17 protein-coding genes and 1 riboswitch are annotated in these 16381 nt (G+C 66.5%); of the genes, 12 read left to right on the top strand and 5 right to left on the bottom strand.

Features of this window, described 5'->3' with window-relative positions; all coding sequences use genetic code 11:
* Positions 1-15: 15 nt before the first annotated feature.
* Together KTN05_RS10065 and KTN05_RS10060 are read right to left on the bottom strand one after the other, a co-directional pair.
* The gene (locus KTN05_RS10065) at positions 16-1974 is read right to left on the bottom strand and encodes a protein meaA (RefSeq protein ID WP_217329274.1); all 1959 of its coding nucleotides are present in this window, start codon (positions 1972-1974) and stop codon (positions 16-18) included.
* A gap of 141 nt (positions 1975-2115) precedes the next feature.
* Positions 2116-3711, bottom strand: coding sequence for a phosphoenolpyruvate carboxykinase (locus tag KTN05_RS10060; protein ID WP_217329273.1), 1596 nt, complete (start codon positions 3709-3711; stop codon positions 2116-2118).
* A 170-nt stretch (positions 3712-3881) separates the two neighbouring features.
* Here KTN05_RS10060 and KTN05_RS10055 point away from each other — a divergent pair, with 170 nt between their 5' ends.
* The 6 genes from KTN05_RS10055 (at position 3882) to KTN05_RS10030 (ending at position 7173) form a co-directional block, all read left to right on the top strand.
* Positions 3882-4319: an HPr kinase/phosphorylase gene (locus KTN05_RS10055; RefSeq protein WP_217329272.1), complete on the top strand. Its 438-nt coding sequence runs from the start codon at positions 3882-3884 to the stop codon at positions 4317-4319.
* A gap of 9 nt (positions 4320-4328) precedes the next feature.
* Positions 4329-5279, top strand: coding sequence for an RNase adapter RapZ (rapZ, locus tag KTN05_RS10050; RefSeq protein WP_217329271.1), 951 nt, complete (start codon positions 4329-4331; stop codon positions 5277-5279).
* 28 nt (positions 5280-5307) lie between these two features.
* Complete coding sequence (locus tag KTN05_RS10045; RefSeq protein WP_217329270.1) at positions 5308-5733, top strand: PTS sugar transporter subunit IIA; 426 nt, start codon at positions 5308-5310, stop codon at positions 5731-5733.
* A complete protein-coding gene (locus tag KTN05_RS10040; protein ID WP_371823331.1) occupies positions 5730-6029 on the top strand; it encodes an HPr family phosphocarrier protein in 300 nt (99 codons plus the stop codon). Before KTN05_RS10045 ends, KTN05_RS10040 begins: the two co-directional genes overlap by 4 nt.
* A 9-nt stretch (positions 6030-6038) precedes the next feature.
* Positions 6039-6650, top strand: a complete 612-nt coding sequence (locus KTN05_RS10035; protein WP_217329269.1) for a TetR/AcrR family transcriptional regulator — start codon at positions 6039-6041, stop codon at positions 6648-6650.
* Between the two features lie 112 nt (positions 6651-6762).
* On the top strand, positions 6763-7173 hold the full coding sequence (locus KTN05_RS10030; RefSeq protein WP_254368114.1) for a DUF2852 domain-containing protein: 411 nt from the start codon (positions 6763-6765) through the stop codon (positions 7171-7173).
* Between the two features lie 48 nt (positions 7174-7221).
* Here the strand turns inward: KTN05_RS10030 and KTN05_RS10025 are convergent, their stop codons facing one another.
* Positions 7222-8592, bottom strand: coding sequence for a glutamate--cysteine ligase (locus tag KTN05_RS10025; RefSeq protein WP_217329267.1), 1371 nt, complete (start codon positions 8590-8592; stop codon positions 7222-7224).
* A 76-nt stretch (positions 8593-8668) separates the two neighbouring features.
* The gene (aroC, locus tag KTN05_RS10020; RefSeq protein WP_217329266.1) at positions 8669-9769 is read right to left on the bottom strand and encodes a chorismate synthase; all 1101 of its coding nucleotides are present in this window, start codon (positions 9767-9769) and stop codon (positions 8669-8671) included.
* Positions 9770-9868: 99 nt separating this feature from the next.
* Positions 9869-9971: riboswitch (TPP riboswitch) on the top strand.
* Between the two features lie 29 nt (positions 9972-10000).
* On the opposite strand from aroC, the gene KTN05_RS10015 reads away from it, so the two are divergent.
* Genes KTN05_RS10015 through KTN05_RS10005 form a run of 3 tightly spaced genes read left to right on the top strand, consistent with a single transcriptional unit; the run spans position 10001 to position 13249 of the window.
* The gene (locus KTN05_RS10015; protein ID WP_217329265.1) at positions 10001-11002 is read left to right on the top strand and encodes a thiamine ABC transporter substrate binding subunit; all 1002 of its coding nucleotides are present in this window, start codon (positions 10001-10003) and stop codon (positions 11000-11002) included.
* Entirely contained in the window at positions 10978-12540 is a 1563-nt protein-coding gene (locus KTN05_RS10010) for a thiamine/thiamine pyrophosphate ABC transporter permease ThiP (RefSeq protein ID WP_217329264.1), read from the top strand. Before KTN05_RS10015 ends, KTN05_RS10010 begins: the two co-directional genes overlap by 25 nt.
* Positions 12527-13249, top strand: a complete 723-nt coding sequence (locus KTN05_RS10005) for an ATP-binding cassette domain-containing protein (RefSeq protein WP_254368113.1) — start codon at positions 12527-12529, stop codon at positions 13247-13249. The genes KTN05_RS10010 and KTN05_RS10005 overlap by 14 nt, the downstream gene beginning before the upstream one ends.
* Here KTN05_RS10005 and KTN05_RS10000 read toward each other — a convergent pair.
* A complete protein-coding gene (locus KTN05_RS10000; RefSeq protein ID WP_217329263.1) occupies positions 13239-14306 on the bottom strand; it encodes an FAD-binding oxidoreductase in 1068 nt (355 codons plus the stop codon). The genes KTN05_RS10005 and KTN05_RS10000 overlap by 11 nt on opposite strands.
* 360 nt (positions 14307-14666) lie before the next feature.
* Here KTN05_RS10000 and KTN05_RS09995 point away from each other — a divergent pair, with 360 nt between their 5' ends.
* The 3 genes from KTN05_RS09995 to KTN05_RS09985 are packed head-to-tail and all read left to right on the top strand — an operon-like array spanning position 14667 to position 15982.
* The gene (locus tag KTN05_RS09995) at positions 14667-14960 is read left to right on the top strand and encodes an AAA family ATPase (RefSeq protein ID WP_217329262.1); all 294 of its coding nucleotides are present in this window, start codon (positions 14667-14669) and stop codon (positions 14958-14960) included.
* Positions 14960-15511: a hypothetical protein gene (locus KTN05_RS09990; RefSeq protein ID WP_217329261.1), complete on the top strand. Its 552-nt coding sequence runs from the start codon at positions 14960-14962 to the stop codon at positions 15509-15511. The genes KTN05_RS09995 and KTN05_RS09990 overlap by 1 nt, the downstream gene beginning before the upstream one ends.
* An 18-nt stretch (positions 15512-15529) precedes the next feature.
* The gene (locus KTN05_RS09985) at positions 15530-15982 is read left to right on the top strand and encodes an AAA family ATPase (RefSeq protein ID WP_217329260.1); all 453 of its coding nucleotides are present in this window, start codon (positions 15530-15532) and stop codon (positions 15980-15982) included.
* Positions 15983-16381 lie beyond the last annotated feature (399 nt).

The raw sequence follows: 16381 nt of genomic DNA, 5'->3' as shown, positions 1-16381 counted from the left end.
GCGCGCGCCCCGTTCTTACGCCGCCTGTTCGGCGGGATCGACCAGCGCCACGAGGTCCATCATGATCCGGTTCAGCTCGAAATCCTTGGGCGTATAGACGCGGATCACGCCCATCTCGGCCAGCCGTCTGGCGTCGTCTTCGGGGATGATGCCGCCGACGATCACCGGGATGTGGCCGAGGCCCGCGCCGCGCATCCGCTCCATCACGTCCTTCACCAGCGGCAGGTGGCTGCCCGACAGGATCGACAGGCCGACCACATGCGCATCCTGATCGCGCACCGCCGTCACGATCTGCTCGGGCGTCAGGCGGATGCCGTCATAGGTGATGTCGATGCCGCAGTCGCGGGCGCGGAAGGCGATCTGTTCCGCCCCGTTGGAATGGCCGTCGAGCCCCGGCTTGCCGACCACCAGCTTCATCCGGCGGCCGAGCCGCCCGCTGACCGCATCGACCGCCTCGCGGATCGGCTCCAGCCCCTCGGTGCGGTTCGACGGGTTGGCCGAAACCCCCGTAGGCCCCCGGTATTCGCCATGAACCTGCCGCATGACGCCGGCCCATTCGCCGGTCGTGGCGCCCGCCTTCGCGGCGGTGATGGAAGCGGGCATGATGTTGCGCCCGGCGGCCGCGTCCTCGCGCAGTCGGTCCAGCGCCGCTGCGACCGCCGCGCTGTCGCGATCCTCGCGCCACTGGTTCAGGCGGGCCACCTGATCGGCCTCGACCGCAGGATCAACCACCATGATCCCGCCGTCGCCCGCGGTCAGGGGCGAGGGTTCGCCCTGCTGCCAGCGGTTCACCCCGACGACGACCGTCTCGCCCGCTTCCACCCGGTTCAGCCGGGCGGCGTTCGATTCGACCAGCCGCGACTTCATGTAGTCGATGGCGGCGATGGCGCCGCCCATCTCGTCCAGCAGCTTGAGTTCGGCCCGCGCGCCGTCCTTCAGTTCCTCGACCTTCCGCGCGACGGCCGGGTTGCCGTCGAACAGGTCGCCATATTCCAGCAAATCGGTCTCATAGGCCATGATCTGCTGCATCCTGAGCGACCACTGCTGGTCCCAGGGACGCGGCAGTCCCAGCGCCTCGTTCCACGCCGGCAGCTGCACGGCGCGGGCGCGGGCGTTCTTGGACAGCGTGACCGCCAGCATCTCGATCAGGATGCGATAGACGTTGTTTTCCGGCTGCTGTTCGGTCAGCCCAAGGCTGTTCACCTGCACGCCGTAGCGGAAGCGGCGGTATTTCTCCTCCTCGATGCCATAGCGGTCGCGGCAGATCTCGTCCCAGAGCTCGGTGAAGGCGCGCATCTTGCAGAGCTCGGTCACGAAGCGGATGCCAGCGTTGACGAAGAAGCTGATCCGCCCGACCATCGCCGGGAAATCCTGCGGCGCGACCTTGCCCTTGAGGTCGTCCAGCACGGCGATCCCTGTCGCCAGCGCATAGGCGAGTTCCTGCTCCGGCGTCGCCCCAGCTTCCTGGAGGTGATAGGAGCAGACGTTCATCGGGTTCCATTTCGGCAGGTGCCGCGCCGTGTAGGCCGCAACATCCGTGATCATCCGCAAGCTGGGCTTCGGCGGGCAGATATACGTCCCGCGCGAGAGGTATTCCTTGATGATGTCGTTCTGCACCGTCCCCTGCAGCCTGGCGACATCCGCCCCCTGCTCCTCGGCCACCGCGACATACAGCGCCAGCAGCCAGGGGGCCGTCGCGTTGATCGTCATCGAGGTGTTCATCTGTTCCAGCGGGATCTGGTCGAACAGTGCCCGCATATCGCCCAGATGCCCGACCGGCACGCCGACCTTGCCGACCTCGCCACGGGCGAGGACGTGGTCGCTGTCATAGCCGGTCTGGGTCGGCAGGTCGAAGGCGACCGACAGGCCGGTCTGCCCCTTGGACAGGTTGCTGCGGTAAAGCTCGTTCGACTTCTTCGCCGTCGAATGGCCCGCATAGGTGCGGAAAAGCCAGGGTTTGTCGCGTTCGGTCATCGGAATCCGTCTCGCAATATTATTCCTTTGGTCCCGTTCTATCCGCAACAATGATGCGCCGTCAATTCGCTGCACTGCGGCGTGACGAGCAAAAAAGGCCGCCCCCGGAAGGGCGGCCGGATAATGCGCGGCAAAGGCCGGTCAGACGGCGGCGGCGCAGACGTCGTCCGTCACCTTGTCCTCGTATTTGCGGAAGTTCTCGCGGAACATGCCCTTCAGCTTCTCGGCCTGCGCGTCATAGGCTGCGCCGTCGGCCCAGGTCTGGCGCGGGTCCAGCAGCTTGTCATCGACGCCCGGCACCGACACCGGCACCTCGAAGCCGAAATTCGGGTCGCAGCGGAACTCGGCATTGTTGAGCGAGCCGTCCAGCGCCGCCGTCAGCAGGGCGCGGGTCGCCTTGATAGGCATCCGCTTGCCGGTTCCGAACGGGCCGCCGGTCCAGCCGGTGTTGACCAGCCAGCAGGTCGCGCCCGACTTCTCGATCCGCTCGGCCAGCAGGCGCCCGTAAACTTCGGGGCGACGGGGCATGAAGGGGGCGCCGAAGCAGGTGGAGAAGGTCGGCACCGGCTCGGTCACGCCATCCTCGGTTCCCGGCGTCTTGGACGTGAAGCCCGACAGGAAGTGATACATCGCCTGCTGCGGCGTCAGCCGCGAGATCGGCGGCATCACGCCGAACGCGTCCGAGGTCAGCATGATGACGTTCTTCGGCTGGCCCGCCATCCCGGTTTCGGACGCGTTGGAAATCGCCTCCAGCGGATAGGCGCAGCGCATGTTCTCGGTGATGGAGCTGTCGGCGAAGTCCAGCTCCAGCGTCTCGGGGTTGAAGACCATGTTCTCGACCACGGTCGCGAAGCGCGAGGTGGTGGCGTAGATCTCGGGCTCGGCCACGGGCGAGAGGTCGATGGTTTTGGCGTAGCAGCCGCCCTCGAAGTTGAAGACGCCCTTGTCCGACCAGCCATGCTCGTCATCGCCGATCAGCGTGCGCGAGGGATCGGCCGAGAGCGTCGTCTTGCCGGTCCCCGACAGGCCGAAGAAGATTGCCACGTCGTTGGGATCGTCCGGCGCGTGGTTGGCCGAGCAGTGCATCGGCATCACGCCCCGCTCGGGCAGGAGATAGTTGAGCAGCGAGAACACGCCCTTCTTGTTCTCGCCCGCATATTCGGTGTTGGCGATCAGGATCAGCTTGCGCTTGAAGTTGAGGGCGATCACCGTTTCCGACCGGCAGCCGTGGCGGGCGGGATCGGCCTTGAAGGACGGGCAGTTGATGATCGTCCAGTCGGCTTTGAACGTGGCCAGTTCCGAAGGCTCGGGCCGGCGCAGCAGGTGGCGGATGAACAGGCTGTGCCAGGCGAGTTCGCTGACCACCCGCACGTCCAGCCGCTGCTCGGGGTCGGCCCCGCCATAGAGATCCTGCACGAAATATTCGCCGCCCTGCATGTGGGCGAGCATGTCGTCGTAGAGCCGGTCGAACGCCTCCGGCTCCATCGGCGGGTTGTTTTCCCACCAGATGCTGTCCTGCACCGACGGGGTGCTGACGACGAACTTGTCCTTGGGCGAGCGGCCGGTCTTGTCGCCGGTGCTGACGAGGAACGCGCCGCCCAATCCCAGCGTGCCTTCGCCGCGGCGGATGGCAGCCTCGACCAGTGCAGGCTCCAGCAGGTTGTAGTGGACTTGCCCCAGCCCCTCGAGTCCCTGGTCCTCAATGCGGAAATCGGGGTTGACGCGGGTCTCGGCCATCGGTGCTGCTCCTGGTCGGCGGGGTTCCGTGCGCCTGCCTATAACATGGCACCTTGATGAAGGAAGCGCCACGAAGCTCAAGTTAGCGCAACCAGAGAATGTTAGCGCCATCTTCGCCGACGCGAGCGGGGGGTAATGGATCGGCAAGGATCATGGGGTAAAGCTGGGGCATGGCCGATGATTCGATCATCCTGCACGGGTCGGCAGTCGCGCTTGGCGGGAAGGCGCTGCTCGCGCTGGGGGCGTCGGGGTCGGGCAAGTCGGCGCTGTGCCTGGCGCTGATGGCGTCCGGCGCGCTGCTGGTGGCCGACGACCGGGTGCGGCTGTGGCGGGCCGGCGAAGGCGAAGGGAAAAGGCTGTTGGCGGATGCGCCTGCGCCGCTGCATGGGCGGATCGAGGCGCGAGGGGTCGGGCTCCTGTGCGCAGCCGCCGCGGGGCCGACGCCGGTGGCGCTGATCGTCGATCTCGACATGGCCGAGGACCGGCGGCTGCCGCCATGGCGCAGCCGTGAATTGCTGGGGGTGACGCTGCCCCTTGTTCTTGGGCCCGCAGGGCCACATCTTCATGCTGCGTTGCGGCAGTATCTGCTGGCCGGACGCGCCGATTAGGACAGAACGATGCGGAAGGACGCCGAACCTCATCTCCCGGACCACACCGCCGAGCGTCAGCAGCGGGTGGTGCTGGTCACCGGTCCTTCGGGGGCCGGACGCTCCACCGCGATCCGCGCGCTGGAGGATATGGGATTCGAGGTGATCGACAACCTGCCGCTGTCGCTGGTGCCGCGCCTTCTCGACGGGCTGACGCGGGCGACGCCGGTCGCGCTGGGGCTGGACGTGCGCAATCGCGACTTCTCGGCCGCCAACGTGATGGAGCTGATCGACCGGCTGACCCGCGATCCGGCCTATGCCTGCGAGGTGCTGTTCATCGATTGCAGCCCGGACCGGCTGGTCCAGCGCTACAACGAAACCCGCCGCCGCCATCCGCTGTCGGACGAGGGCCCGCCCGACACCGCCATTCGGGTCGAGCGTGACCTGCTGGAACAGATCCGCACCCGCGCGGACGTGCTGATCGACACGACCGAACTCACGCCCCACGACCTGCGGGCCGAGCTGGCGCAGTTCTACGATCCGCGGCCCGGCGCCGGGCTGACCTTGTCAGTGGAATCCTTCAGCTACAAGCGGGGGGTGCCGCGCGGCATCGACATGATGTTCGACTGCCGCTTCCTCGCGAACCCGCACTGGGTCGATGCGCTGCGCCCCCTGGACGGCCGCGACCGCCCGGTGCGCGACTACGTGATGGCCGACCCGCGCTATGCCGAATTCTTCGAGCGGGTGCGCGATCTCATACTTTTTGCCCTTCCGGCGCAGGTCGAGGAGGGAAAATCCCACCTCGCCATCGGCTTCGGCTGCACCGGAGGGCAACACCGTTCCGTCACAATGACGGAAAACATGGCCGACGCGCTTGCACAGTCAGGCTGGCAAGTGTCTAAACGGCATAGGGAACTGGAACGCCGCGAGGCGCCCCGGTGGATGTCGGCCCAAGCCGACCGCCAGAAGGGCGCGGCATGAGGCTCGCGGCTGCATGTGGTAGGAACCTTTGATCGGAATCGTCATCGTCGCGCATGGGGGGCTGGCGCGGGAATATCTATCTGCGGTCGAGCATGTGGTCGGCCCGCAGACCGCTGTCCGCGCGATCACCATGGAGGAGGACCATGACCGCGCCGACAAGCAGAACGAGATCTGCGATGCCGCCAACGCCGTCGATGACGGCAACGGCGTCGTGATCGTCACCGACCTGTTCGGCAGTTCGCCGTCGAACCTGTCGATCCCGGCCTGCGCGCAGCGGCACGGGATGATCCTTTATGGCGTGAACCTGCCGATGCTGGTCAAGCTGGCAAAGTCCCGCCACCTGCCCATCGCCCAGGCGGTGGCGCTGGCCCGCGACGCGGGCCGCAAATACATCAACAGCTACGATCTTTCGCTGAACGAAGAGCCCGAGGATCTTCGTCAGGCGGTCCGGTGAACGACGCCCCCGCCGGGGCGTCCAGCCCGATCACCCGAGACTTGCGGATCATCAACGAGAAGGGGCTTCACGCCCGCGCCTCGGCCCGCTTCGTCGAGACGGTCGAGCGGTTCGACGCCAGCGCCACGGTGGAAAAGGACGGCGAGCGGGTGGGCGGCGATTCCATCATGGGCCTGCTGATGCTGACCGCGCCGCGCGGCAGCGTCATCTCGGTCACCACCGAAGGGGCGCAGGCGTCCGAACTGATGGAGGCGCTGTCGGCGCTGGTCGCCGATTTCTTCGGCGAAGGCATGTAGGGCGGCGCATTGAGCCGCGGCAGCTATCACCACGGCAATCTGCGGCAGGCGCTGGTCGATGCGACCGTCGGGCTGATCGAGCAGAAGGGTCCGGCCGCTTTCACCCTTGCCGAGGCGGCCCGGCTGGCGGGCGTCAGCGCCGCCGCGCCCTATCGCCATTTCGAGGGCCGCGACCAGCTGCTGGAGGAGGTGGCGCGGCAGGGCTATCTCGACTTCGCCGCCCGGCTTGAGGCGGCGTTCGGCGGCGGCCGGCCCTCGGCGCTGTCGGCATTCCTGCGGATGGGGCAGGCCTATCTGACCTTCGCCAGCGAAAAGCCCGGCTTCTACATCGCGATGTTCGAATCCGGTCTGTCGATCGCCGGAAATGCCGAGCTTTCCGCCGCCGCCGACCGCGCGCAGGAGGCATTGCTGACCGGCGCGACGGCGCTGTTCGCGCGCATCCCCGCAGATCGCCGACCGCCGCCGATCATGGTGGCGAACCACATCTGGGCGATGTCGCATGGCGTGGTCGAGCTGTTCGGCCGCGGCCGTCCCGGCAGCAGGGTGCCCGTGACCGCCGCCGATATGCTGGAAAGCGGCGTGCTGATCTATCTGCGCGGGCTGGGTGTCATCCCCTCCTGACCCGGCTCCAAAAAAAATTTGTCGCATGGCATTGACGGATGACCTGCCGGCCCCAACCTGTGTTAATGTGATTAACATTTACATCCAGCAGACCGCCAGCACGGAGGCAACCTTGAACACCTATCCCGCCTATCCCGACAACCGCTTCGGCTCGCAGGTCAAGCGCGCTGTCCTGCGCGCCCGCGACTGGCTGGACGAACACGGCCGGCTCGCCTGGATCGCGGCGATGATCGCCGGGTTCGTCCTGTTCTGGCCGCTCGGCCTGTTCATCCTCGGCTACATGATCTGGAGCAATCGCATGTTCGGAGGCTGCCATTCCCGCGCCCGTTCCTTCAACGACCGGCGCACCCGTTTCGCCCAGCCGGAAACCACCGGCAACGCGGCCTTCGACGCTTACCGGGACGAGACGCTGAAGCGGCTGGAGGACGAGCACCGCGCCTTCGTGGACTTCCTTCAGAAGCTCCGCGAGGCCCGCGACAAGGCCGAGTTCGACCAGTTCATGGAAGAGCGCAAGCAGGGCTGACGCATTGCGGATTGCGGAAAGGGCCTGAGAAACCCGGCCCTTTTTCCGTCAGTAGGAATAATCGCGGTAGATGCGGGACAGATCGCCCTGCCAGTCGCCGTGATACCGCGCCAGAAGCTCGTCCGCGGGGGTGATGCCGGTTTCCACCGTCTCGCGCAGCGCATCGAGGAAATGCGTCTCGTCCCCGATCAGCCCGCCCGCGCCGGGGCGGGCACGGGCCTTCAGCCCGGCCTCGGCGATGTCCAGCACCTGCCGGGACAGATCGCGCAGGGCAACGCCCCCCGCCTCTCCGGCCAGTCCGTCGCGGGCGGCGGCGCGGCGCAGCCCTTCGCGCGTCTCATCGTCCCAGCCCTTGACCAGATCCCACGCCGCATCCAGAGCGCCGCCGTCATAGAGCAGCCCGACCCACACGGCGGGCAGGGCGCAGAGCCGCCGCCACGGGCCGCCATCGGCGCCGCGCATCTCGATGTATTTCTTGACCCGCGCTTCCGGGAACACCGTCGTCATGTGGTCCGCCCAGTCCGACAGCGTCGGCACCTCGCCGGGCAGGGCGGGCAGGCGGCCCTTGAGGAAGTCGCGGAACGACTGTCCCAGCGCGTCGATATACTTGCCGTCGCGATAGACGAAATACATCGGCACATCGAGGATATAGTCCACCCAGGCGTCGTAACCGAAGCCGTCCTGGAACACGAACGGCAGCATCCCGGTGCGCGCCTCGTCGAGGTTCTGCCAGATATGGGCGCGCCACGACTTCATCCCGTTCGGCTTGCCGTCGAGGAAGGGCGAGTTGGCGAACAGCGCCGTCGCCACCGGCTGCAGGGCGAGGCCGACGCGCAGCTTCTTGACCATGTCCGCCTCAGACCCGAAGTCGAGATTCACCTGCACGGTGCAGGTGCGATACATCATCTGCTTTCCCAAGGTGCCGACGCGGTCCATGTAGTCGGTCATCAGCCGATAGCGGCCCTTGGGCATCATCGGCATCTGGTCCTGCGACCAGATCGGCGCCGCGCCAAGGCCGATGAACCCCGCGCCGATATCGTCCGCGACCTGCCGGACCTCGGCCAGATGGGCATTCACCTCGTCGCAGGTCTGGTGGATCGTCTCCAGCGGCGCGCCGGACAGCTCCAGCTGGCCGCCGGGCTCCAGGCTGACATTCGCATCGCCCCGCTGCAGGCCGATCAGGTGCTCGCCTTCCAGCACTGGCCGCCAGCCGAAGCGGTCGCGCAGCCCTTCCAGCATCGCGTTGATCGAGCGGGGGCCGTCATAGGGCAGGGGCTTCAGGTCGTCCCAGGTGAAGCCGAACTTCTCGTGCTCGGTGCCGATCCGCCAGTCGGCCACGGGCTTCTCGCCCGAGGCGACATACTCGGCCAGTTGCTCGCGCCGCTCGATCGGGCCGCCGCCCTGTTGGGGAATGGACATGGACAGGCCTTTCGATCGTGACCGACCACAGGTGCCGTGGCACCGGGGGCGTGTCAAGTTAGGGGACTTCAGCCTTTCAGCCGATGCTGCCGCGAACGCCGCCGGTCTGGGCGCGATCCAGCAGCAGATGGTCGAGGATCACGCAGGCCGCCATCGCCTCGGCCACCGGCACGGCGCGGATGCCGACGCAAGGATCGTGCCGGCCCTTGGTGATGAGGTCGATCTCCTCGCCCGCTGCATTGATGGTGCGGCGGGGGGTCAGGATCGAGCTTGTCGGTTTCACCGCGAAGCGGACGACGATGTCCTGTCCGGTGGAAATCCCGCCGAGGATGCCGCCCGCGTGGTTCGACAGGAACTCCGGCCCGTGCGGCCCCATGCGGATCTCGTCGGCGTTCTGGGTGCCTTTCAGCGCCGCGGCCGCCATGCCCTCGCCGATCTCCACGGCTTTGACGGCGTTGATCGACATCATCGCCGCCGCCAGATCGGTGTCGAGCTTGGCATAGACCGGCGCGCCCAGACCCGGCGGGCAGCCCTGCACCACCACCTCGACCACCGCGCCGACGCTGTCCTGATCCTTGCGGATGGCGGTCAGGTAGTCGGTCCATTCCTGAACCGCACCTGCGTCGGGGCAGAAGAAGTCGTTGCGGTCGATCTCGGCCAGGTCGATGCGGGCGCGGTCGATATGCCGGTCGCCCATCTGCACCATGTAGCCGGTGATCCGCAGGTCCGGCGCCAGATCGCGCAGCACCGCCTGCGCCACGCCCCCGGCCGCGACCCGCGCAGCCGTCTCGCGCGCGCTGGACCGGCCGCCGCCGCGATAGTCGCGGGTGCCGTATTTCAGGTGATAGGCGATGTCGGCGTGACCGGGCCGGAAGGCCTGCGCGATGTCGCCATAGTCGCGGCTGCGCTGGTCGGTATTCTCGATCATCAGCTGGATCGGGGTGCCGGTGGTCCGCCCCTCGAACACGCCCGAGAGGATGCGGACCGCGTCGGCTTCCTGCCGCTGGGTGGTCATCTTCGACTGGCCGGGACGGCGGCGGTCGAGGAAGCGCTGGATGAACGCCTCGTCCAGCGCGACGCCGGGCGGGCAGCCATCGACCGTTGCGCCAAGGGCGGGGCCGTGGCTTTCGCCCCACGAGGTGAAGCGGAACATCCGGCCGAAGGTGTTGAAGCTCATCTCTCTGGTCCCGGTTGCCGCCCTTTGGTTGCGGATAGCGCGGGGGGGCGGGCCGGGCAATAGATGGCGCTTGCGAAGGGCGCGGGGCGGCGTATGCTTCGCGCCACCTCGGGGTGCCCTTTCGGGCTGAGATGCGGAGAGCCGCGAACCCGTCGAACCTGATCCGGTCAACACCGGCGGAGGGAAGGTCGCGCCTCCTTTCTTTCCGAAACCCGCAAAGGAGGAAGCGCGATGAAAGCGTCCGTGACTGTCATGGCCGCCGCCCTGCTGGCGGCCCCCTTCCTGATCGTGCCGGCCGCCGCGCAGGACCGGCCCGAACTTACCATCTACGCCCCCGACTATTTCGCCAGCGAATGGGGTCCCGGCCCCAAGATCGAGCAGGGGTTCGAGGCGGCCTGCGGCTGCGATCTGGTCTTCGTCACCGGCGACGTGCTGCCGCGCCTGCTGATCGAGCGGGGGCGCACCCGCGCCGACGTGGTGATCGGGCTCAACACCGACCAGACCGCGCGGGCCCGCGAAACCGGCCTGTTCGCGCCGCACGGGCAGGACACGTCGGCGCTGACCATGCCGGTCGCGTGGGATGACGATGTCTTCCTGCCCTTCAACTACAGCGAACTCGCCTTCGTCTATGACGAGACGCGCCTGCCGAGCCCGCCGCAGAGCTTCGCGGCGCTGCTGGACGCGCCGGACGATCTGCGGATCGTCATCCAGGACCCGCGCGCCTCGGCCAGCGGGCTGGCGCTGCTGCTGTGGGTCAAGTCGGTCTATGGGGATGGCGCGGGCGAGGCCTGGGCGAAGCTTGCGCCCAAGGTGCTGACGGTGACGCCGGGCTGGTCGGAAAGCTATGGTCTGTTCACGAGCGGAGAGGCGGACATGGTGCTGTCCTACACCAGCTCGCCCGCCTATCACATCATGGCCGAGGACGACCTGACCAAGCACGCCGCGATCTTCCCGGAAGGGCATTACCTGATGGTGGAACTCGCCGCGAAGCTGGAAGGCAGCGACCAGCCCGAACTGGCGCAGGCGTTCATGGACTACATCCTGACGCCCGAGTTCCAGTCGATCATCCCCGAAGCCAACTGGGCGTGGCCCGCGAAGCTGCCGCCCGAGGCGCTGCCGCAGGCGTTCCGCGACCTGCCCCGGCCGGACAAGACGTTCCTTTACTCAGAGGCCGAGGCCGAGGCGCTGCGCCAGCCCGCGCTGGACGAATGGCTGACCGCGTTCCGGCGCTGAAGGCCGCGCGTCCGGGCACGGCGCTTGCCGCCCTCGTCGCGGGCGGGCTGGCGCTGCTGGTGCTGGGAACGCTCGCCGCCGTGGCCTGGGCGGCCGAGGGGCTTTCCGGCCTCGGCCGCTGGGACCTGCGGGCGATCTGGTTCACTTTGTGGCAGGCCACGGTTTCCGCCACGCTGGCGGCGGCGCTGGCGGTGCCGGTCGCCCGCGCGCTGGCCCGCCGCGCGTTCCCCGGACGCGGTGCGCTGATCCTGTTGCTGGGCGCGCCCTTCATCCTGCCGGTGATCGTGGCGATCATGGGGCTGATCGCGATCTTCGGCCGCACCGGGCTGGCGAACGCGGGCCTTGGCGCGCTGGGATTGCCGCAGATGTCGATCTATGGCTGGCAGGGCGTGATCCTCGCCCATGTATTCTTCAACCTGCCACTGGCGGTGCGGCTGATCCTGCATGGCTGGCAGGCGATCCCGGCCGAGCGGTTCCGGCTGGCCCGCTCGCTCGGCTTCGCCCCCGCCGACACCGCCCGCCATCTGGAGCGGCCGATGCTGGTCGAGGTGCTGCCGGGCGTCTGGCTGGCCGCGTTCCTCGTCTGCTTGACGAGCTTTGCCGTCGCGCTGACGCTGGGGGGCGGGCCGCAGGCCACCACGATCGAGCTGGCGATCTATCAGGCATTCCGCTTCGACGCCGATCTGGGCCGCGCGGCGAGCCTCGGGCTGGTGCAGGTGGCGATCAGCCTTGCCGCGATGGCGATGGCCGCACGCGTCACCCTGCCTGCGGGCTTCGGCGCGGGGCTGGACCGCCCGGCCGAGCTTTCCGGCCCGCGCGGCTGGCGCGTGGTGGCGGATACGGCGGTGATCGGGCTGGCGGCGGCCTTCCTGATCGCGCCGATGGTAGCCGTGATCCTGCCCGGCCTGCCTGCGCTGGCCGGTCTGCCCGGCTCGGTCTGGGCGGCGACGGCCCGGTCCGTGTCGATGGCGCTGACCTCGGCGGCGTTGACGCTGGTGATGGCTCTGGCGCTGTCGCTCGCGCTGGCCGAGCGGCCGCGCCGCTGGATCGAGGCGGCGGGGATGCTGCCGCTGGTCGCCTCGCCGCTGGTGCTGGGAACCGGGCTTTACCTGCTGCTGCGCGACTGGGCGCGGCCGGAATCGCTCGCGCTGCCGGTCACGGTCCTGATCAACGGCGTCATGGCGCTGCCCTTCGCGTTGCGCGCCCTGATCCCCGCCGCGCGGACCGTTCAGGCGGATTACGGACGGCTCGCCGCCTCGCTCGGCCTGCGCGGCGCGGCCCGGCTGCGGCTGCTGACCCTGCCGCGCATGGCCCGACCGTTGGGCTTCGCGGGCGGTCTTTCGGCGGCGCTGGCGATGGGCGATCTGGGCGTGATCACATTGTTCGCTGACCAGCGCACGACCCTGCCGATGCTGATCTGGCAACTCATGGGCCGCTACCGGATCGAGGACGCGGCCGGCGCGGCGGTGCTGCTGATGGCGATCAGCTTCGCGCTGTTCTGGGTCTTCGACCGGGGGGCGCGGCTTGTCGGAAGGTGAGAACGGCCTTGAACTGCGGAGCCTGCGCCTCACGCAGGACGATTTCAGCCTGAGCGCCGACCTGACGGTGCCAAAGGGCGCGCGCGTCGCGGTGATCGGCCCCTCCGGCTCGGGCAAGTCCACGCTTCTGGCGCTGATCGAGGGGTTCCTGCGCCCCGATGCCGGGCAGGTCCGCTGGAACGGGCGCGACCTCGGCCCGCTGGCGCCGGGCGACCGCCCGCTGTCGGTCCTGTTCCAGGACCAGAACCTCTTTCCGCATCTGACGGTGTTTCAGAACGTCGCGCTGGGCCTGCGCCCGGACCTGCGGCTGAACGGCCCGCAGCGCCGGCAGGTCGAAACCGCGCTGGCCGAGGTGGGGCTGGCGGGGATGGGCGCGCGCCGCCCCGGTTCGCTGTCCGGCGGGCAGCAGGGCCGGGTGGCGCTGGCCCGCGCCTTGCTGCGCGCCCGGCCGATGCTGCTGCTGGACGAGCCGTTCTCCGCCCTCGGCCCGGCGCTTAAGGCCGAGATGCTGGAGCTTGTCGCCCGCATCGCCTCGGCCAGCGGCGCGACGGTGCTGATGGTGACGCATGATCCGGCGGACGCCCGCGGCTTTGCCGAGCTGACGATCCTCGTCGATGGCGGCGTGGTGCATCCGCCCCGCCCCACGCAGGCGCTGCTGGACGATCCACCCCCCGCGCTGCGGGCCTATCTCGGCGCGGTCAGGCCCTGAACCGCGCCGGCGAGAGCGCCCGCGCCAGTGCTGCGTCCGTCCCGCGCCGCAGCACCGTGTCGGCGATGAAGCGGGCGGCGGCGGGGGCCGACTGGAAGCCATAGCCGCCCTGTCCCGCGAACCACACGAAGTCCGGCGCGTCCGGGTCGGCGCCGTAGACCGGGTCGCCATCGGGGGCGAAGGTCCGCAGCCCGGCCCAGCTCGACAGCAGCCGCTGGACCGGAAAGCGGGTCATCGCCTCGTAGCGCGCCAGCCCCTCGGCCAGCACCATGTCGTCGGGCCAGGCGTCATGCGGGTCCATCGGATCGGCCTCGCACGGCGAGACGATCAGGGCGCCCGCGTCGGGCTTGGCATACCAGCCCTCGCCCACGCCCATCGTCATCGGCCACCCCGCCGGGTCCATCCCGTCCGGCGCCGGTATCCGCGCCATCGAGCGGCGATGCGGCCGCAGCCCCAGCGGCGTCACCCCCGCCATCGCCGCGACCCGGTCAGCCCAAGGACCGGCGGCGTTGACCAGCATGGCGGCGGTGAACTCGCCCTGCGGCGTCGTGACCGCCCAACCGCCCTGACGCCGGATCGCCGTCACCGGCGCGCGGGTCAGCAGCGTGGCGCCATTGCCGCGCGCTGTGCGGGCGTAGTGCTGGACCAGCCGGTCAGTGTCGATGTCGCTGGCATGATCCCCCTTGGCCGCCGCCGCGACTCTGGCAGGATCGAGAGGCGGGAACAGCGCCGCGGCTTCCTCGGCGTCGATGGGGGAAAGATGCATGGCGTCCGCCTCGGCGGCGAACAGACCCTGCTGCGAGGGGGAGGCGACCAGCAAGATCCCACGCGGGGACAGCACATCCGCCCCCGCCAGCCCCTCGCGCGAGGCGAGCGACAGCTCCACGATCGGCGGCGGGCCGTAATAGGGCTCATAAAGCGCCGCCGAGCGGGACGAGGCGTGATGAGCAAGGCCTTCCTCGTCCTCCAGCAGCACGACGGAGGCGTGAGCGGACAGTTCGGCGGCAGCGGAAACCCCGGCGATGCCGCCGCCGATGATGAGGATGTCGGTGTTCATGGGGGCGTTCTGGCATGGGGGGCCGGGGCGGGGAAGGGGAAAGCGAAGCCGAGGGCGGGGGCGCCGCAAGCCGCGCTGACGCGAGGCGCAGAAAGAATATGAGGACCTCGGCCACGACGCCGCCCGGCTGAGGAGCCACGAGCTGGGGGTGCCGCTGGGTGAGGAGAAGTGCTCGGCGCGGGCGGATACGATGGTGTGGTAGGGTGAGAATTAATCTCACCATTGGAGGGTAAACCTTGCTGTGCTCTTGCTGCTCGTAACAGCGCTTGATCGTAACCCCTTCCTGGTGCAAGTCTAAAATTCGAATGCCTGCACTCCATGATTGGAGAAGCCAGGCCCTAAGTCAAGGGTTTATGAAACGTGCCGTACATCTCCATTCAAAGATTCTCCTGCATAAAAAAGGCTGACTTGGAGATTGCTGATATCAATATCATAATTGGTGAGCAGGGCTCAGGAAAAAGTGTCACGACGAAATTAATTTACTTCTTCGGCGATTTGTTTTCTGACTTTATCCGGGCAGCAGAGGATCAGACGCCACTTGAGCATTACAAAAAGGAAGTTGCTAGACGTTTCACGACATGGTTTCCGCCGGGGGCGTGGGGGGGGATAAATTTCAAATTTCCTTCAGGTCGGGTGACGCGACATTCAGGGTGATGAGGAGGGTAAAGGCGGGTGAGCTAAGTGACGAAGTCTCGTTTTCTACGTCTCCTTGGTTCACTGATATGTACGAAGAGGCGCTCTCGGTATTTTATAATATCAAGCCGCTAGCCCCAAACGTGGAGGATGGACTTGATCTGCGGATGGCTAACTCGTTAGAGGTGGGTTGGCGAATTGGAAGCACCATTTGCAACAAGATGACAGTGGAGCTTGGTAGAGATTTTGTCTCTGGTCAGACCTTTATTCCTGCGGGGCGAGCATTCTTTACCAGCATCGGAAGATTGGTGGCAGGAATTGAGCAAGGCAGTGCGCTTGATCCGGTTACACACCGATTTGCGCGGCTGTGTGCAGGCTGGCGTGATCGGTCACAGCTTATCTATGACCGACTGGGAGAGAGCTTTCATGCCGAACGAGATCGAGCGATGAAGGATCTATTTGGAGGAAGTATTTCTTCGAAGAGAGACTCGGAAGTGATCGAGATGGAAGATGGGCGGCAGGTTCCATTTGCCTTTCTATCAAGTGGTCAGCAGGAAATTATTCCTATTTGATTCTACCTGAACAATATCATGCTGGATGATGCTTTAAGGCCTGACAGCAGAGCCAGGTCTCGTCGGGTTTCAGGATTTAATCTCGTGTACATAGAAGAACCAGAGGCGCACCTTTTTCCGAGGGCACAAGCCCGGCTGCTCGATTTTTTGATCAGCTCAGTATTAAATGAGAGAAGATCTAGGCGTCTAATTCTTACCACTCACAGCCCTTATGTGATGACAAGAATGAATGTGTACTTGAAAGCGGGGCAGCTTGCGCGCAGAAAAAAGAGGAATCAAGAGATAAATGATATTATTCCGCGGGCTTGCTGGATTGGCCGTGATCAACTTGCAGCGTGGGCAATCCGTGACGGAGAATTTGTCTCTCTTATCGATGAAGATGGGATGATAGACTCGGAATATCTGGATGGTATTTCTGATATAATGGCTGAGGAATATAGCCGGCTGTTGGATGTCGAGGAAACTATTTGATGAGTTGTGTCGAGATACGGAAGGGCAGCAACATAACTGTCAAAGAACATGGTAGGTCCGCAAATTTTCCTAATCCCGCGCGTCAGCCACATAGCGTCGGGCGCATCGATAACTGTTTGATTACGGAAGGAATTCGGGCGGATTTCTTTGTTTAAAATGAAGATTCGGCGGTTCTGGTGGAACTTAAAGGATGTAATGTTAAGCACGCCTGCGAGCAGTTGTTGCAAGCAGCTGCTCACCCTAGTGTTACACAACACATCAAGGGGAAGCAGCTTGGGTTTCTGATAATCTGTTCGCAAGCTCCTAAGGAACGTCTGATTAAGGCGTTCGGCTGCGCCGAGATGGCGGCTTGATCGGTCGGACGGGCGAGAAGCGATCCGCTGGCAGCCGGTTTCTCAG

It is taken from the genome of Paracoccus sp. Z118, assembly GCF_019061185.1.
In the GTDB taxonomy this organism is placed as follows: Bacteria; Pseudomonadota; Alphaproteobacteria; order Rhodobacterales; family Rhodobacteraceae; genus Paracoccus.
Note: the sequence above shows the minus strand (reverse complement) of the source record. Positions and strands in the feature narration are given on the sequence as shown.

Bases quoted from the DNA above. Each gene is read 5' to 3' on its own strand.
- rapZ (WP_217329271.1), top strand. From the start codon at position 4,329: ATGCGGAAGGACGCCGAACCTCATCTCCCGGACCACACCGCCGAGCGT.
- KTN05_RS10060 (WP_217329273.1), bottom strand. From the start codon at position 3,711: ATGGCCGAGACCCGCGTCAACCCCGATTTCCGCATTGAGGACCAGGGA.
- aroC (WP_217329266.1), bottom strand. From the start codon at position 9,769: ATGAGCTTCAACACCTTCGGCCGGATGTTCCGCTTCACCTCGTGGGGC.
- KTN05_RS10010 (WP_217329264.1), top strand. From the start codon at position 10,978: ATGGCTGACCGCGTTCCGGCGCTGAAGGCCGCGCGTCCGGGCACGGCG.
- KTN05_RS10000 (WP_217329263.1), bottom strand. From the start codon at position 14,306: ATGAACACCGACATCCTCATCATCGGCGGCGGCATCGCCGGGGTTTCC.
- KTN05_RS10015 (WP_217329265.1), top strand. From the start codon at position 10,001: ATGAAAGCGTCCGTGACTGTCATGGCCGCCGCCCTGCTGGCGGCCCCC.
- KTN05_RS10055 (WP_217329272.1), top strand. From the start codon at position 3,882: ATGGCCGATGATTCGATCATCCTGCACGGGTCGGCAGTCGCGCTTGGC.
- KTN05_RS09985 (WP_217329260.1), top strand. From the start codon at position 15,530: ATGCTGGATGATGCTTTAAGGCCTGACAGCAGAGCCAGGTCTCGTCGG.
- KTN05_RS09990 (WP_217329261.1), top strand. From the start codon at position 14,960: ATGAGGAGGGTAAAGGCGGGTGAGCTAAGTGACGAAGTCTCGTTTTCT.
- KTN05_RS10065 (WP_217329274.1), bottom strand. From the start codon at position 1,974: ATGACCGAACGCGACAAACCCTGGCTTTTCCGCACCTATGCGGGCCAT.
- KTN05_RS10025 (WP_217329267.1), bottom strand. From the start codon at position 8,592: ATGTCCATTCCCCAACAGGGCGGCGGCCCGATCGAGCGGCGCGAGCAA.